We start from the raw sequence: 16172 nt of genomic DNA on the forward strand, positions 1-16172 counted from the left end.
CAGCTCAAAACTACTGCCCCTGACTTTTCTCCAATTCCTTTTGTCTTCTTCGTTCTTCCCGACGTTCCTGTCTCAACTGCTTTTTTGATTTGGCAGTATCCGGTCCGGCAACGGGCTTAACGGTAGTTGTATCTTTTTTAGATCCGCCACCAAAAATACGGTCGAACAAGCTTTTGTTTTTGTCCTGCATAATTACCGGAGGTAATCCATCCTCGTCATCATCGAAAGCTGTGGTGTCGATTACGGCGGTATCAGGTGCCAGATATTGACGCAAGCCTTCTCTTAAGCGTACATTGTAGAAACCATAACCAGATGTATCGCTCGCAGTCAGGCCCCTTCGGGCCATAATATTACCCATAAACCTGAAGTAGTTAAACATGTAAGGTTTCAAGCTTCCATCGGCCATAAATTTATACATCGAAGCCTTCGGTTTAGGTACAATACTGGCTAAAAATAAGCCATCGCCAATGGTTAAGTCAGCTGGCTGTTTGCCAAAATAATATCTCGAGGCCTCACCTATTCCGTAAATATTCTGGCCAAGCTCCATAATGTTGAAATAAACCTCCAACATGCGTTGCTTGCTTACCAAATGGTTATGCTCAATAAGCCAAACAATTAAAATTTCTTCAGCTTTACGGGCCAATGTTTTTTGACGGCTTAAATACACATTTTTAACCAGCTGCATGCTGATGGTGCTGCCACCGCGCTTAAACTTCTTTTCTTTAAAATTTACAGCGATCGATTTACGGATAGACTCTTCAACAAAGCCGTTGTGTGTAAAAAACGAAGGATCTTCGGCGGTTAATACCGCATTGATGAAGTTTTTCGATATGGCCGAAAGTGGGGTGAAATTGGGATTTGCCGGACCAATGGTGATGTCGCGCATTGGTTTTCCATATTCGTAAGGCGTGTAAACGAAGGGGCCGTTGATTTTTTGCAAGTTGGTTTTGCCCCATTGCACAATCTTAAAATCGACTGGGGTAAGTGTAGAACTAAAACGAACGCTGTCTGGAATTTTGGTGTCGAGATAAAAATTGAGGTTATATTTTACCTTGCCCTGAACCCTCAAACCTTCTAATGATTCGAACAAGCCTTGTGGAAAAGCATTCAAAACGGCTTGTGCATCCTGCTCCTCGGCATTTAATTTAAGCTCGTAAATTTTGTTTTTACCCAGTGTGTATTTGATATAAGGGTGGATCTGCGCATTTTTTAAATAAGCAGTTGATGTACTATCCAATGCAATATAATTTGGACCCACTAAAATGTCAGCATCCAATTTGGCACTTTGTATCACAATATCGTTCGAGGCGATTCGCGGCTGATTAACGAGCATGTTTTTAACAGACCATGAGCCCGAAATTTTATAATCATCGCCACTATATTTGGCGTTTTTAAGCTCAGTTTGCAGAGTATCAAAGCTTAATTTGGCGTGTAATTTATTGTTCAGGTATGGCAGTTCAAGTTTTTTTCCATCAGCATAAGCCATAAAGCTTAATTCTTTGCTGCCTGGGTTAACGTAGCCGTTAACATGCCACATCGATTCGCCATTATTTACATTAATGCTTGATTTCAGGTCTCCCCCATCAATAACGGCTTCAGTGTCAAAGGTTAATTTGGCTGTGTCATGGTCGTTCAGTTTAAAAACCATGTTTTTCACATCCATATCATCAGGTATTTTGTACAAAACCTGATTTAAAATGTGGCTGGCTATTTCTGAAAGGTTGACCTTGTTTTTAGTTGCAGTGCTGTCTTTTTTCTTTCTTTTTAAAATGAAATCGATGTTGGTGGTCGAATCTTTTAGCACAATGCTTACAAAGCCCTGGTTTAATTTTACTTCCGAAAGCTTAACATGACCGAATATAAGCGGGAAAAGTTTTACCGATACACTCAGCTCGCCAATGTTAGAAAGGGTGTCTCTTTCTTTGGGGACAACGGAAATAGCGGTCATTTTTACAGTACTTAAGCCGGTAAAGCCAGCAGAACCAATTTTAACCTCCAAACCATAATCTTTATCGGCTTTGGCAATGGCCTTGGCCACCATTTTTTTAAGCAGTGCTTCTCTTTTGCTATAGGCTACGGCGCCAAGCGCAATGCAAATAACCATAAACACACCTAAAACCCAGGCTCCGATTTTTAAATATTTTTTAGGGATCTTAATTTTTGGTATGCGCATATAGTCGTTAAAATGGTTAATTGCTTAAACGTAACAATTAAATGTTTATTTCGTGTTAAAATTACAGTTTAAAAGCCTAAATAAAAGTATTTATGGCTATGTTTTGTTAATTTTGAATTTAAATTTATACAATGCAGATTAGCCCGCAACAAGTTTTAGATGCGCTTAAAAATGTCGAAGATCCCGATCTTAAAAAAGATTTGGTAACCTTAAACATGATTAAGGATTTACAGATTACCGATAACCAGGTTAGTTTTACCTTAGAGCTTACCACCCCAGCATGTCCTATGAAGGATATGCTAAAAAATGCCTGTACCAATGCTGTTAAGCATTTTGTATCGCCAACGGTAGAAGTTATCATTAATGTAACCTCGAGGGTTACCCAGCCAACCAATTCATCCTCGTTAGATAACATCAAGAATATCATTTTGGTTTCATCGGGGAAAGGTGGGGTTGGAAAATCGACTGTATCAAGCAATCTGGCTGTTGTTTTGGCTAAGGATGGTGCTAAAGTGGGTTTAATTGATGCTGATATTTACGGCCCATCGGTACCAACCATGTTCGATCTGGTAGATGCTAAACCTGGTGCCGAAGAAACAGCCGATGGGAAGACTAAAATTTTACCTATCGAAAAGTATGGCATTAAATTGCTATCGCTCGGCTTTTTTGCCGATCCCGGTCAGCCGGTGCCATGGCGTGGGCCAATGGCTTCGAATGCTGTAAAACAATTGTTTAACGATACCAACTGGGGCGAGCTCGATTATTTAATTGTCGATCTTCCTCCGGGTACAGGCGATATACACATTACCATTACGCAAAGCTTCCCAATTTCTGGCGCTGTTGTGGTAACTACGCCACAACAAGTAGCACTGGCCGATACACATAAAGGTTTGGCCATGTTCAGGATGCCAGGAATTAATATTCCGATTTTGGGAGTTATAGAAAACATGTCGTATTTTACACCAGAAGAACTGCCGGAAAACAAATATTATATCTTCGGAAAAGGTGGCGGAACCAAGCTGGCCGAGCGTTTCGATGTGCCGTTTTTGGGTGAAATCCCAATTGTACAGAGCATTTCGGAGGCTGGCGATAGGGGTAAACCGGTAGCATTAAACCAAAACCCTTTGCTGGACGGAATATTCGGCGATATTGCAAGTAAAATTGCACAGCAAATCTCCATCAACAACGCACAAATGGTGAATTGCTAAAAAATTACTATTTTTATAAATTAAAAGATACATAATGAATTTAACAGAGCAAGTAGAACAGGCATTGGAAACTATCAGACCTTATTTAAAGGCTGACGGAGGGGATGTTTCTGTTGAAGAAATTACAGCTGAAGGAACGGTAAAGCTTAAGCTTTTAGGCAACTGCGGTTCGTGCCCAATGAGTTTCATGACCATGAAATCGGGTATTGAACAGGCTATTATGAAGGCTGTGCCAGAAATTACTTCGGTAGTTGCTGTAAACATGGCCGAGCAAGAATAGCTTTAACACTATTTAACAAGGAAGTTTTATTAATAAAATTACTTTTGTCTTAATGAGATATTGTGTTGCCCTAATCTGCCTAATTTTTTCTGTCACCGCTTTTGCACAACAAAAGCCGGCACAGGATAAACTCATCCAGTTTTCGGGGATTATTACCGATATTGATAGTTCAAATGTGATCCCTTATGTTACGATTACCAACCTTTCGGCCAAAAGCAAAAGGGTTGCTGCCGATTACAGGGGATACTTTACTTTTATTGTAAATCCTGGCGATACCATTTTGTTTACCGCCATTGGTTATAAGAAATTTTCAACCATAATACCCGAAGGTACACCTGATAATAAATACACCATTATGGTTAAGTTGAAATCGAATGTGATCGATTTGCCATCGGTGAGGGTATTTCCGTGGGCAACCACCGAAGAATTTACCCGCGAGTTTCTATCGATGAAACTGGCTGATGATGACATGGCTATCGCCAAAAAGAACCTTTCGCGCTCGTCAATTAATGGTTTAATCCAAACCTTACCACGCGACGGACAGGAAATTGGTAGCCAGAATTATCGCTATAATTTCGATAGGATGATTAACAAAAATATGGTTCAAACCAATCCATTGTTAAATCCTTTTGCCTGGGGTAAGTTGATGCAGCAAATCTTTGATGGGGATAAGAGCAGGACGAATTAGTTTGGCTTAACATGAAGTTTTTCCCGTCCCAAGCGTTCGTGTTAAACACTAATATTTCGGCCAATAGCGCTTGGAATAATTTGTCGGAATCCCTATCAAATGGTCAAAATATTTCTATCGGTTTCTTTTCCCGAAACCAAAATACTGCACCTTTTAAAGGTCACGTTTTTCAGGGTAAATTTAATATACAGAGGAATTTGTCTTATCGAAACTCTTTTCAGGCAGGTATTTCTGGAGAAATTTTTGAGGATGGCAGTGGCAGTAAAATAGAAGTTAGTTTGAATTTAGCCCCATTCGTAAAAGTATTTTTAATCATTTGGTGTTCATTTACTTCAATTTTCTGTATAATGTTTCTTTTTGGTGCTATAAATGCCAAAGACCCTAATCTTGCTTTTGGATCACTAATTCCATTAGGAATGCTTGGTTTTTGCTATTTGATAGTTTCGGTTGGCTTTAAATCTGATTGCGAAGAATGCCGTAGAGCTTTAAATGTTGTATTTAAAGTTGAATCTCAGTCTGTTTTTCAAGGAAAAGGCTGGAAGAATGATTTTTAATTTATACTCTCCTAAATGCGCAACCTATCGTAGATTGTCAGGAGATTTTCAAAAGCAATAAGGATCCTGAAACAAGTTTAGGAAAACGGAATGCAATAAAAAAGGAAAACGTTTCCATTTTCCCTCTTACATCTTCCATCAGAACCTATCTTTTCTTGCTTTTGTTCGGAAACTTCATTTTATAATCGGTTTTGATATTTCCTTTTGAAATAGCATCCAGTTTACTTTTAAGCATTGTTTTGCGGAGTACACTCACCTTATCGGTAAATAATTTTCCTTCAATGTGGTCGTATTCGTGTTGTATTACGCGGGCGGCTAATCCATCAACATCTTCGGTATGCTCTACCCAGTTTTCATCGAAAAAACTAACTTTGATGTTCGGCTTGCGTAAAATGTTTTCCCTGATATCGGGAATGCTTAGACAACCTTCATTAAAACTCCAGGGCTCGCCGGTTTCTTCTAAAATCTCAGGGTTTATAAATACTCTTTTATAGCCTTTTGTTCCATCTTCGTCATCGCCAGTATCAACAATGAATAAACGGATGGGTAAACCAATTTGTGGCGCTGCCAGGCCTACACCGTTTGCATAATACATGGTGTCGAACATGTCGCTAATCAATTGTTTTAATTCAGGGTAATCTTTATCTATTTCGGTTCCTATCTTTTTTAGAACAGGATCTCCGTAAGCTACTATTGGTAATTTCATTGTATTCTATTTTGTTCCCACAGGTTCTGTGATCCGGATAAGTTTCTTAAGCCTATCTGTGTTTATTGATCTGTGGTTAATTTAATGCAAATTTAACAATTATTCTGCTATTGGCGAGAATGTAAAGATATTCAACCGGTCGATATCGAGCACTTCGTTTACTACCTGCGCCATCTGATTGGTGGTAACGGCATTAATTTTTTCAAAAACGGTTTCGAGCGAATCAATTTTGTTATGGTCGATGAGGCTTTTGGCCATTGATATAATTAAACCAATCCTATTTTCTTCGCCGAGCGCTATCTGTCCAATAAATTTGTTTTTAGCCTTTTGCAGCTGCAGTTCATTTAAGGGGTTATCTTTTAATTTTTTAATTTCTTTAAATATAAGCGAAAGTGCTTTTGCCTGTTTTTCTTTATCTGTTCCGAAATAAATCGAAAAAATGCCGGTATCGCTTAATGGCGAAAAATTAGATTCAATGGTATAGGCAATACCGTATTTTTCTCTGATTTGCAGGTTTAAAACCGAGCTCATGCCATTGCCGCCAAAATAGTTGTTCAATAACATTAAAGGTACTTTTTCCGATTGATGTGTGGTATAGGCCTGCGTGCCTAAAATACAGTGTGCCTGCATAATCGGCTTGTAAATGGTTGTGCTGCTTTGTACCAGAATGCGTGGTTTTGCTCTTTGCTGATCGGGCGCATTCTCCTCAACATCAGCAAAATGTTTGCTTCCTTTATTTACAATGTTTTTTAGGGAATAGTTGCCCAAAACAGCTACCACAATTTGGTTGGTGCGGTAATTGGCTTTCCTGAAATTGATTACATCCTCTCGCGTAAATTGCTGAACGGATTCGGTTGTGCCCAAAATATTGTTTCCCAGCGGGTGACCTGCAAACAGCATATCCTCAAAATCATCATTAATGGCTTCTTCGGGCTGATCGAGGTACGAGGCAATTTCATCCAAAATCACACTTTTTTCTTTATCCATTTCATCTTCGGGGAAAGTAGAGTGAAAGATGATATCGTTAAAGAGTTCTAAAGTGCGGTCTAAATAAGGATTTAAAAAAGAAGCATGTACACAGGTATATTCTTTGGTGGTATAGGCGTTTAAATCAGCACCAATGCTTTCCAGGCGGTTTAAAATTTGGTTGGTACTGCGTTTTTCGGTGCGCTTAAAAATTAGGTGCTCGATAAAATGTGCCAAGCCTGCTTTCTGATCGGGTTCATCGCGCGAACCGGTATTGATAATGATGCAGGCATGCGATATGGCTGAAGCCGATGGCACATGCAATAAGCGGATGCCATTGGGTAAAGTATGAACATTGTATTCCATTGAGGTGCAAAGATAAGGCTAATTGCTTACAAAGCCTCTGTATCCGGGTATTGCAATTGTAAGGCAGAAATCAATTTATCTTTAGTTGGCCTTTTAAGTGCTAAAAAAATAAAATTAGCTACACCAAAAATTAAAAAGAACGAGTTGTGGGTGATGAAAAAACCAACGATGTTAAACAATGCACCGCCTTCTAAGAGTGCCGAACTAATAATGAAAGCACTTTGGTACATGTTAATTTTGGTATCAACAGGGGCCGTTTTATCTATTTTTGCCATTAAATTCCTGAAAAAGAAGATGCTTGCGGAAATGGTGATTAATCCCATGATCGGAAATATCGGGTTAAACGGCGAAGTGGTTTTTGGGTTAGCATCGAAAAAGATGATTTCGCGGTTAAGAAAAATAGTTACCAGGGCGAATAAGAAAACGCCCGAGCATAATGCCAGGTGAATGGTCTGGAGTGTTTTTAGTTTGGTATTCATTGTAGGTTTGTAATTTATGATCTGGAAAGGTACGTCATCTCGACCGCAGTGGAGAGATCTTTTTAGATTTATGCTCAAAGATTTCTCGACTTCGTTTCACTCCGTTCGAAATGACGATCCTGATAAAATTTATTTTTCTATTCCCTCCAGCGCAAATAAAAATGCCCATCTTAACGAAACATCTTTAAGGTAATCGAAACGGCCCGATGCGCCGCCGTGGCCAAATTCCATATTGGTTTTTAGCAATAAAACATTTTTATCGGTTTTGGTTGCCCTTAATTTGGCTACCCATTTGGCTGGCTCAAAATACTGCACCTGACTATCGTGCAGCCCTGTGGTAACCAGGATGTTCGGATAAGCTTTTTTCTCTACGTTTTCGTAGGGCGAGTAGCTTTTCATGTAATCGTAAGCCGCTTTTTGTTTTGGATTGCCCCACTCGTCGAATTCGTTGGTGGTTAGTGGAATGCTTTCATCCAGCATAGTGTTAATCACATCAACAAAAGGCACATCGGCAATTACACCATTCCATAAATCGGGCGCAATATTAACCACGGCGCCCATTAATAAGCCGCCAGCACTGCCGCCATGCGCATACAAATGACCTTTTGAGGTATATTTTTGCTCAATCAGGTACTCTCCAGCTGCAATAAAATCGGTAAAGGTATTTTTCTTCTTCATCAGTTTACCGTCTTCGTACCACTGGCGACCCATTTCCTGTCCGCCGCGGATATTGGCAATGGCAAATACAAAGCCCCGGTTAAGCAAACTTAAACGTGGCGATGAAAAGTAAACATCAGAATTTGATCCATAAGAGCCGTAGCCATAAAGTAGCAGTGGCGAATTTCCGTTTTTCTCAAAACCTTTTTTATAGACTAAAGCAATTGGAACTTTGATGCCATCTTTAGCTGTAGCAAAAACACGTTCTGTTACATAATCTTTGGGGTTGTAACCGCCTACAACCTCCTGTTGTTTCATTAGTTTCTGATCTTTTTTGATCAGGTTGTAATCGTAAACCGAATTGGGTGTGGTTAACGAAGTATAGTTATAACGCAAAGCAGTGCTGTTGTATTCAGGATTTGCACCTACCCCGGCATCATAAACAGGTTCGTCAAATTTAATGTAATAGTCGCTACCGTCTTTTTTCAATACACGCAGTTCGGTTAGGCCATTTTTGCGTTCAGTTAAAACAGTATAGTCTTTAAATTCCTCCGCTCCTTCTAACAATACATCGGCACGGTGTGGAACTACCTCTTTCCAGTTTTCTTTTGCGGTTTTATCTAATGGGCATTCCATTAATCGGAAGTTTTTGGCATTCCAGTTAGTCAGAATCAAAAACTTATCATCAACGGGCATTACATCGTACAAGACATCTTTTGAGCGGGCTGCAAAAACTTTAAACGGCGTCTCAGGATGGTCGGCATCAATCATCTTATATTCGGCGGTTAATGTTCCCTGCGAAACAATGAAGATAAACCTGCCGTTTTTCGACTTACCTACACCGATATAATTGGTGTTATCTTGCTCATTGTAAACCACCGCATCAGCTTTGGCATCGGTACCGAGCACATGTTTTTTAATTTTCTCGCTCAGTAAAGTAACCGGATTCTTCGAAGTGTAAAAGAATGTTTTGTTATCATTTGCCCAGGCAACCCCACCTTCTGTATTGGGGATGGCATCTTTTAATATTTCACCTGTTTCTAAATTTTTAATATTAATGGTGTACTGGCGGCGCGATACCTGGTCTACCCCAAAAGCCAGCAATTTATTATCAGGACTTACACTAAAACCAGTTGCACTGTAATAAGCATGCCCTTTTGCCAGGTTATCTACATCCAGTAATACCTCTTCTGGTGCGGTTAAACTCCTTTTTTTGCGGCAATATTTATAATACTGCTGGCCATCCTCGGTACGCGAGTAATAAAAATAGCCGTTTTTGAAAACAGGTACTGATTCATCTTTTTCTTTAATCCGGCCTTTCATTTCCTTAAAAAGATCAGCCTGAAACTTATCCGTACTTTTCATCATCGTATCGAGGTAAGCATTTTCGGCTTTCAGGTAATTCACAACCTTTGTACTATCCGGACCTTTTTTAAAATAGTCAATCATCCAGTAGTAGTTGTCTACTACAGTATCGCCATGTACAGTTCTTTGGTGAGGTATAATTTCGGCCACAGGAGCTTTGGCATCTGGCCATTTAATCGCTTTCATTTCTTTTTTTTGAGGGTGGTTACACGCCATAATTGCGCTAAGCAACATTAGCCCTGGTAAGATACGTTTCATTATGATTCGATTTTAGGTTTAATGCAATTTAATAATTTAGTTTAATAGTTCATTAGTGGAGAGGTGGTTAAGCGGTTAATTGTCTAAACCGGTTAACTGCTTACAACAATCTGTTAACTGAAAATTGGTTAATCAACACCTAACGTAAAAGACTTAATGCCAAACTAATTATCATTTTCATAAAAATCCATTAAGCCTATAGATATTGCCCTTTATTAGAAAAAAACGTGTTAAATTGCCACATCAAATTGTTTTTAGCATAAAATGAAATCCGGGTATAAAAAAATTGTTGTAAAAGTAGGTTCGAATGTAATTACTCAGGAAAACGGACTGCCCGATGAAAACCGGATTCAGCATCTGGTAAATCAACTTGCAGAGATTAAAAAACGCGGTATCGAAGTAATTTTGGTATCTTCAGGCGCAGTTGCATCAGGTAGAAGTTTAATTAAGGTTGCTGAAAAACAGGATGCAGTAACCACCCGGCAATTGCTGGCTGCCATTGGTCAGGTAAAACTGATTAACACCTATTCTAATTTCTTTGCCGAACATGCGATAAAATGCGCGCAGGTGCTCGTAACTAAAGAAGATTTTCGCGACAGAGCGCATTATTTAAACATGAAAAACTGCCTGCAGATTTTATTGCAGAACGAAGTGATTCCGGTGGTGAATGAAAATGATGTGGTATCGGTTACCGAGTTGATGTTTACCGACAATGATGAACTGGCAGGCTTAATTGCCTCAATGTTAAATGCCGATGCTTTGATTATTTTATCGAATGTTAACGGGATCTACAACGGCGACCCCAAAATTGAAGGTTCGGAGGTTATTCAGGAAATTAATGGCTCGGTTGCTAATCTGGCTTCTTTTATCCAAACCGGTAAATCTCAATTTGGGCGTGGTGGTATGATTACCAAATCGACAATGGCCCAAAAGGTAGCTAAATTGGGTATTACGGTTCATATTGCTAACGGCACTAAAGATCATGTATTAACCAGTTTGCTCAATAACGAGCTGGTGCATACTCGCTTTGTACCCGAGAAAAGTAAATCGGGCAAGAAAAAATGGATTGCTCATTCAGAAACGGCAGCAACAGGTGTCGTAAAACTAAACGATGGTGCAAAAATGGTATTAACCTCCGGTAAGGCCACCAGCTTATTACCCGTTGGGATTATTGAAATACAAACCGACTTTTTAAAAGGAGATATCATTAAAATTGTTGACGAACAAAATAATTTAATTGGCTTAGGCATTGCAGAATACGGATCGGATAAGGCCCGTGAGCGCATTGGACAGAAAAAACAAAAAGCACTGGTACACTACGATTACTTTTACTCGGCTATTTAGGATAGGTCGTCATCCTGAACTTGTTTCAGAGATGCTGAAATAAATTCAGCATGACAGATCTTAAAATAAAAGAAAATGAATTACAAACAATACTTCGAAAAGGCACAGCAGGCCAGCCGAACCATGGTTAGCCTGGCTAAAGAAACCATCAACACGGTTTTAACAGATGTGGCTGCTGCTTTGGTGGTCAATGCTGATAAAATTCTTACTGAAAACGCTAAGGATTTAGCTAGAATGCCCATAGAAGACCCCAAATACGACCGATTGAAGCTAAGTAAAGAACGCATTGCGGATATTGCAAACGATCTTAAAAATGTTGCCGGCTTAAATAGTCCGCTGGGAAAGGTTCTTTCTGATAAAATATTAGATAACCAACTGCATATCCAAAAGGTTAGTGTGCCATTGGGAGTTGTTGGCGTAATTTATGAAGCCCGCCCGAATGTTACTGCCGATGTATTTTCGCTATGCTTTAAAACCGGTAACGTAGCGGTGCTAAAAGGCGGTAGCGATGCTGAACTTTCAAATCTGGCCATTACCAAAATCATTCACGGTGTACTAGATGATCACGCCATTAGCCGTGATGTACTCACCCTTTTACCTGCAGAACGTACTGCAACCGAAGCTTTATTGAATGCACGGGGTTTTGTGGATGTATTGATTCCGCGGGGAAGTCAATCACTGATTAATTACGTGCGCGAAAACAGTAAAATTCCGGTAATTGAAACTGGTGCAGGGATTGTACACACCTATTTTGACGAATCGGGCGATTTGGGGAAAGGCAAAGCCATAATTTTTAATGCGAAAACGCGTAGGGTAAGTGTGTGTAATTCGCTGGATTGCGTGCTGATTAACGAAAACAGACTGAATGACCTGTCTGCTCTTTTATCTCCTTTGGCAGATGGAAATGTAGAACTGTTTGCCGATGAAAAAAGCTACGCAGCTTTGCAAGCTACTTACCCGGCTTCATTGTTAAACCAGGCCACGCCCGAACATTTTGGCACAGAGTTTTTATCGTTAAAACTAGCGGTTAAAATGGTAAACAATCTGAATGAGGCATTGAACCATATTGCCACTTACAGTTCGAAACATAGCGAGGCCATTATTTCTGAAGATGCGGCTAATATTGCCCGGTTTTTAAATGAGGTAGATGCTGCTGCGGTTTATGCCAATGCTTCAACAGGCTTTACCGATGGTGCACAATTTGGTCTGGGAGCCGAAATTGGCATTAGTACACAAAAACTTCACGCCCGCGGTCCAATGGGCTTAGAAGAACTTACCAGCTATAAGTGGGTGGTAAGAGGCGATGGGCAAATAAGAGGGTAATAATTGATGAAAGATGTAAGAGGTAGAATGGAATAACCAATTATCAATTTTCAATGACCAAAGCCGGTAAAATCTTAATGTGCTATTCTCAATATTTGTTGATGGTTAATTGTTAATAGCTATTGTGTATTAGGCTATAAACTATAAGACCATGGACTATCAACTACAGTTCAAAAACCTCTCCTCTTTCAGGTATTTCAACATTAAAATCATCTTCCTGCAGCGCTAAGGATAAACTTTGCAGGCTTCTATCTTCACCATGAACCAGAAATACCTTTTTAGGATGGCCTGTTTGTTTAACTGTTTTTATGAGATCGTTGTGGTCACCGTGGCCGCTTAGCAGATCTGTTTGGCGGATCGTGGCATAAACCATCATTTCGCGGTCTTTAATGCGTACAATTGGTGCTCCGCTTAATAATTTATATCCCAAAGTACCTTTAGCACAATAGCCAATAAAAAGAATAGTGCAGTAATAATTCTGGATGTTGTAATACAGGTGGTCTTGTATCCTACCACCCTCCAACATACCGGCTGATGAAATGATAATGCAGGGATCGAAATAGTTAGAAACATCTTTACTCTCTTTCATGGTTTGAACGTAAGCCAAATGCTCAAATTCGAATTCATCGCCCATGGTTTGGTAAAAGTCTTTGGCTTCCTGGCTAACCAGGTTGTGGTGCTTGCGGTAAACATCAGTAGCTTGTATGGCCATGGGGCTATCTACAAAAATCTGGATGGGCGGCAGCAGTTTTTTGGTGAAAATCTGGTTCAGTGCAAAAACAAGCGACTGTGTTCGGCCGATGCTAAAAGCAGGGATAATTAATCTGCCCGGGCTTTTAATACAGGCTTCGGTAATTTCCTGTACCAATCTTTCTTCCAGTGTTTGGTCTTTGGTGTGCAAACGGCCGCCGTAAGTAGCTTCGCTTACTAAATAATCAACCTCTGGTAGTGGTTCTGGATTTACCAACACCGGATAGTTTTCGCGACCAATATCGCCGGTAAAAGCTATTTTCTTTTCCTCCCCGTTTTCATTAATGGTTAATACAGCAGCAGCGGCACCCAGCAAGTGACCAACAGGGATAAAAGTGAGACTGATATCGCCGTTTATTTTAAATGGTTTATTAAATGCAATGGTTACAAACCGATCAATGGTATCCATTACATGTTTGTGCAGATACAAAGGTTTCGGTCCACTAAAATTGCCTCTTTTAGTGCGTGGTTTACGGCTTTGCTTGCGTAAAAAAAGTTCTACGGAATCGAACAGCAAAATTGCAGTTAAATCGGCAGTTGGCGAGGTACAAAGCACCTGCCCATCAAATCCCAAACGAACCAAAGTGGGTAAATTACCGGAATGGTCGATGTGGGCATGGGTTAAAACAACTAGGTTTATGCTGGCCGGATCAAAGGGGAATTGTTGGTTTTCTTCCTGGTAGGTTTCCTTCTCATAATCCAATCCGCAATCTATCAGTATTTTATAATGCCCAACTTCGAGCAGGTGCATGCTACCGGTTACCTGTTGTGCTGCACCCCAAAACGTTAACTTCATCTTCTAATCCGTACTATAAATAGTTAGTTTGGCGTAAAGTAGTACAATTACCCCAATTTTTAAACTATAAGAAGTAATTTTTTAATTATAACTCATCATTATACCTTAGCTCAAGGGCTCTTAATATTTCACTTTTTGCTTCTTCAGAAAAGGGCTCTAAATCAGATGTTGTAATTGTTTTGTCTAAAAGCATAGCTACAACAGTCTGAAAAAACCATGAGTTTTTCAAGCCATCATATCTTCTGGCGATATGTTTATCAAAATCTTTCACAGCAATAAAAATTTTGTAATAGGCATCTTTATTTTCTTCAGTTTTTTGCGCTTTCCACTCTATTAGGATCTCAGAAAACTCGTTCATCCCTTTTATCAATTCACGCTGTAAAGCCACTTCAAATAATTTACGAGCAACTTTATTATCTGCCTTAGAAAAATCCATGGTTAAATTTTTATTTATAAAGGTAAAGTATAATGTATTTTGCCTGTCATTACCTCAACAAAAAGATGTTTATCTTTACACAAAAAAGAAAACAATGCAAGAACCTTTCGACATCGAAATCGGCCCAGTCAACTATTCAGTTTTTCCGGAAGGGAACGATTCATACACCATTTTTAAAGATGGAAAAGAGTACATTCAGATTCAAAAAGATACATCATCTATCTGGTTAAAAATGGATTACAAAACAGAATTGCCCATTTTTGAGGAGGATGAAGAAGTGAATGCCATTGGCCAGGCGATTGAAAATTATGTGCCTGAAGAGGAAGATGAGGACGAAGACGAGCTTTAAGTTTTCATATTAATACTGGCCGACATTGCCAGCCAGTATTAAAATTTTAAAATCAGGCAATGAGTTTTAAGAGCTCTTCTGCAACTTTTTCAGATGAGGCAGGGTTTTGTCCGGTTATTAACAACCCATCAACCACAGCGTAAGGATTCCAATCTGCAGTTTTGCTATAATTTCCGCCATTTTTTACCAGCATATCTTCTACCAGAAAAGGTACTATGTTTGTTAATTGAACAGCTTCTTCTTCGGTATTGGTAAAGCCGGTTACATTTTTACCCTTTACCAAATACTCACCATTTACTTTTACGTCTTTAAGTACGCCTGGGGCGTGGCATACAAATGCAACAGGTTTATTGGCAGTATAAAAACGGGTAATGAGTTGCTGCGAAGTTGTGCTCTCTGCTAAATCCCACAATGGTCCGTGGCCACCTGGATAAAACACAGCATCATAATAATCCATATTTACTTTGGCCAATGGGATGGTATTTTTTAATTTATCTAAAAGAACAGTGTCCTTGTCCATTCTTCGTGTGGTATCGGTTTGGAAAGTTGGATCCTCACTTTTTGGATCTATTGGTGGCTGGCCACCTTTTGGCGATGTCAGTACAATATCGATACCTTTATCGGTTAAGGCATAATAAGGTGCAGCTAATTCTTCTGACCAAAAGCCTGTTTTTAAACCTGTGTTTCCTAATTCGTCGTGGCTCGTAAGCACGAATAAAACTTTCTTATTCATATCTTTATGCTAAGTGTATTACAAAATTAGGCCTATCCTTTTCGCTAACAAAGGACTTCAATCACAGATTTAATGTGCGTTAAATCACACTTTTGCAGAAAGCCTGCTAAGCGTTTCTCTCGAAATACCCAAATACGCTGCAAGTATTGTTTTAGAAACCCGTTGCATTAGTTGTGGATATTGCTGTGTCAGTTGTTCGAAACGCTCTTTGGGATTTGTTGTAAGTAGTGATAAAATTCTTTGTTGTAAAGCCACATAACCAAAATTGCCTTTTACCCTGAAAAAGTGCTCCATTTTATGGCTCTCCTTACACAATTTGTCCAAATTTTCTTTGGAGATATAAAGTAACTCTGAATTTTCAAGGCAGCTGATATTGGTAATGGATTTAAAATTGCCGTAAAAGGCACGAAAATCTGAAAGCCACCAGTTCTCCATGGCAAACTGCATGATATACTCTTTGGCGTTTACATCTGTAAAGGAGGCTTTTAACAAGCCCTTAACTACAAAATAGATATTGGTTACAAACTCATCTTCCTGAATGAGATACTGATGTTTTTTAAGGTTTTTAGGTTTGAAATGTGCGGCTATATGTTCGAACTCCTGATCACTGAGTGGAACGATTTCTTCGAGGTGTGTTCTTAATTCAAAACTCATGCTATAAATTTAGCTAAATAAGCTTCAAACTCGTTTTATTTTTTGATTTGCATAACAAAGCAATGGAAATAAATAAAGCCCGATGAT

Annotated in this window: 16 protein-coding genes; 7 read left to right on the forward strand and 9 right to left on the reverse strand. The window is 39.4% G+C overall.

Annotation, left to right across the window (positions count from 1 at the left end):
• Positions 1 to 10: 10 nt before the first annotated feature.
• The gene (locus DBR40_RS06790) at positions 11 to 2173 is read right to left on the reverse strand and encodes a transglycosylase domain-containing protein (protein ID WP_124558989.1); all 2163 of its coding nucleotides are present in this window, start codon (positions 2171 to 2173) and stop codon (positions 11 to 13) included.
• Positions 2174 to 2304: 131 nt separating this feature from the next.
• Between DBR40_RS06790 and DBR40_RS06795 the strand changes: the two genes are divergently transcribed.
• From DBR40_RS06795 to DBR40_RS06810, 4 genes are read left to right on the forward strand one after another with little or no spacing between them, the layout of a single operon-like run.
• Positions 2305 to 3381, forward strand: a complete 1077-nt coding sequence (locus DBR40_RS06795) for an Mrp/NBP35 family ATP-binding protein (protein ID WP_124558990.1) — start codon at positions 2305 to 2307, stop codon at positions 3379 to 3381.
• Between the two features lie 34 nt (positions 3382 to 3415).
• Positions 3416 to 3661, forward strand: a complete 246-nt coding sequence (locus tag DBR40_RS06800) for a NifU family protein (RefSeq protein ID WP_124558991.1) — start codon at positions 3416 to 3418, stop codon at positions 3659 to 3661.
• Positions 3662 to 3713: 52 nt separating this feature from the next.
• The gene (locus DBR40_RS06805) at positions 3714 to 4349 is read left to right on the forward strand and encodes a hypothetical protein (RefSeq protein ID WP_124558992.1); all 636 of its coding nucleotides are present in this window, start codon (positions 3714 to 3716) and stop codon (positions 4347 to 4349) included.
• An 11-nt stretch (positions 4350 to 4360) separates the two neighbouring features.
• A complete protein-coding gene (locus DBR40_RS06810) occupies positions 4361 to 4903 on the forward strand; it encodes a hypothetical protein (protein WP_124558993.1) in 543 nt (180 codons plus the stop codon).
• A gap of 145 nt (positions 4904 to 5048) precedes the next feature.
• On the opposite strand, the gene def is transcribed toward DBR40_RS06810, so the two are convergent.
• From def to DBR40_RS06830, 4 genes are all read right to left on the reverse strand, one after another.
• Positions 5049 to 5609 (reverse strand): peptide deformylase, encoded by a 561-nt coding sequence (gene def / locus DBR40_RS06815; protein WP_124558994.1) that lies wholly within the window; start codon positions 5607 to 5609, stop codon positions 5049 to 5051.
• Positions 5610 to 5708: 99 nt separating this feature from the next.
• Positions 5709 to 6941, reverse strand: coding sequence for a M16 family metallopeptidase (locus DBR40_RS06820; protein ID WP_124558995.1), 1233 nt, complete (start codon positions 6939 to 6941; stop codon positions 5709 to 5711).
• A 26-nt stretch (positions 6942 to 6967) separates the two neighbouring features.
• Complete coding sequence (locus DBR40_RS06825) at positions 6968 to 7420, reverse strand: hypothetical protein (protein ID WP_124558996.1); 453 nt, start codon at positions 7418 to 7420, stop codon at positions 6968 to 6970.
• A gap of 129 nt (positions 7421 to 7549) precedes the next feature.
• The gene (locus DBR40_RS06830) at positions 7550 to 9700 is read right to left on the reverse strand and encodes a S9 family peptidase (RefSeq protein WP_124558997.1); all 2151 of its coding nucleotides are present in this window, start codon (positions 9698 to 9700) and stop codon (positions 7550 to 7552) included.
• Between the two features lie 264 nt (positions 9701 to 9964).
• Here DBR40_RS06830 and proB point away from each other — a divergent pair, with 264 nt between their 5' ends.
• Both proB and DBR40_RS06840 read left to right on the forward strand, forming a co-directional pair.
• Positions 9965 to 11044 carry a glutamate 5-kinase gene (proB, locus tag DBR40_RS06835; protein ID WP_124558998.1) on the forward strand — a complete coding sequence of 360 codons (1080 nt, stop codon included), beginning with the start codon at positions 9965 to 9967 and terminating at the stop codon, positions 11042 to 11044.
• 75 nt (positions 11045 to 11119) lie between these two features.
• Positions 11120 to 12367: a glutamate-5-semialdehyde dehydrogenase gene (locus DBR40_RS06840; protein WP_124558999.1), complete on the forward strand. Its 1248-nt coding sequence runs from the start codon at positions 11120 to 11122 to the stop codon at positions 12365 to 12367.
• 163 nt (positions 12368 to 12530) lie between these two features.
• Here the strand turns inward: DBR40_RS06840 and DBR40_RS06845 are convergent, their stop codons facing one another.
• Together DBR40_RS06845 and DBR40_RS06850 are read right to left on the reverse strand one after the other, a co-directional pair.
• Entirely contained in the window at positions 12531 to 13913 is a 1383-nt protein-coding gene (locus tag DBR40_RS06845; RefSeq protein ID WP_124559000.1) for an MBL fold metallo-hydrolase, read from the reverse strand.
• Between the two features lie 85 nt (positions 13914 to 13998).
• Positions 13999 to 14349, reverse strand: coding sequence for a hypothetical protein (locus tag DBR40_RS06850; RefSeq protein ID WP_124559001.1), 351 nt, complete (start codon positions 14347 to 14349; stop codon positions 13999 to 14001).
• A 94-nt stretch (positions 14350 to 14443) separates the two neighbouring features.
• Here DBR40_RS06850 and DBR40_RS06855 point away from each other — a divergent pair, with 94 nt between their 5' ends.
• On the forward strand, positions 14444 to 14698 hold the full coding sequence (locus DBR40_RS06855) for a hypothetical protein (protein WP_124559002.1): 255 nt from the start codon (positions 14444 to 14446) through the stop codon (positions 14696 to 14698).
• A 52-nt stretch (positions 14699 to 14750) separates the two neighbouring features.
• Here DBR40_RS06855 and DBR40_RS06860 read toward each other — a convergent pair whose 3' ends face one another.
• Complete coding sequence (locus DBR40_RS06860; RefSeq protein WP_124559003.1) at positions 14751 to 15431, reverse strand: type 1 glutamine amidotransferase domain-containing protein; 681 nt, start codon at positions 15429 to 15431, stop codon at positions 14751 to 14753.
• Between the two features lie 84 nt (positions 15432 to 15515).
• Positions 15516 to 16085 (reverse strand): Crp/Fnr family transcriptional regulator, encoded by a 570-nt coding sequence (locus DBR40_RS06865; protein ID WP_124559004.1) that lies wholly within the window; start codon positions 16083 to 16085, stop codon positions 15516 to 15518.
• Between the last annotated feature and the right edge of the window lie 87 nt (positions 16086 to 16172).

It is taken from the genome of Pedobacter sp. KBW01, from assembly GCF_003852395.1.
Classification (GTDB): Bacteria; Bacteroidota; Bacteroidia; order Sphingobacteriales; family Sphingobacteriaceae; genus Pedobacter.

Bases quoted from the DNA above. Each gene is read 5' to 3' on its own strand.
- DBR40_RS06805 (WP_124558992.1), top strand. From the start codon at position 3,714: ATGAGATATTGTGTTGCCCTAATCTGCCTAATTTTTTCTGTCACCGCT.
- DBR40_RS06845 (WP_124559000.1), bottom strand. From the start codon at position 13,913: ATGAAGTTAACGTTTTGGGGTGCAGCACAACAGGTAACCGGTAGCATG.
- DBR40_RS06820 (WP_124558995.1), bottom strand. From the start codon at position 6,941: ATGGAATACAATGTTCATACTTTACCCAATGGCATCCGCTTATTGCAT.
- DBR40_RS06800 (WP_124558991.1), top strand. From the start codon at position 3,416: ATGAATTTAACAGAGCAAGTAGAACAGGCATTGGAAACTATCAGACCT.
- DBR40_RS06790 (WP_124558989.1), bottom strand. From the start codon at position 2,173: ATGCGCATACCAAAAATTAAGATCCCTAAAAAATATTTAAAAATCGGA.
- DBR40_RS06830 (WP_124558997.1), bottom strand. From the start codon at position 9,700: ATGAAACGTATCTTACCAGGGCTAATGTTGCTTAGCGCAATTATGGCG.
- DBR40_RS06850 (WP_124559001.1), bottom strand. From the start codon at position 14,349: ATGGATTTTTCTAAGGCAGATAATAAAGTTGCTCGTAAATTATTTGAA.
- DBR40_RS06810 (WP_124558993.1), top strand. From the start codon at position 4,361: ATGAAGTTTTTCCCGTCCCAAGCGTTCGTGTTAAACACTAATATTTCG.
- def (WP_124558994.1), bottom strand. From the start codon at position 5,609: ATGAAATTACCAATAGTAGCTTACGGAGATCCTGTTCTAAAAAAGATA.
- DBR40_RS06825 (WP_124558996.1), bottom strand. From the start codon at position 7,420: ATGAATACCAAACTAAAAACACTCCAGACCATTCACCTGGCATTATGC.
- DBR40_RS06840 (WP_124558999.1), top strand. From the start codon at position 11,120: ATGAATTACAAACAATACTTCGAAAAGGCACAGCAGGCCAGCCGAACC.
- DBR40_RS06855 (WP_124559002.1), top strand. From the start codon at position 14,444: ATGCAAGAACCTTTCGACATCGAAATCGGCCCAGTCAACTATTCAGTT.
- DBR40_RS06795 (WP_124558990.1), top strand. From the start codon at position 2,305: ATGCAGATTAGCCCGCAACAAGTTTTAGATGCGCTTAAAAATGTCGAA.
- DBR40_RS06860 (WP_124559003.1), bottom strand. From the start codon at position 15,431: ATGAATAAGAAAGTTTTATTCGTGCTTACGAGCCACGACGAATTAGGA.
- DBR40_RS06865 (WP_124559004.1), bottom strand. From the start codon at position 16,085: ATGAGTTTTGAATTAAGAACACACCTCGAAGAAATCGTTCCACTCAGT.
- proB (WP_124558998.1), top strand. From the start codon at position 9,965: ATGAAATCCGGGTATAAAAAAATTGTTGTAAAAGTAGGTTCGAATGTA.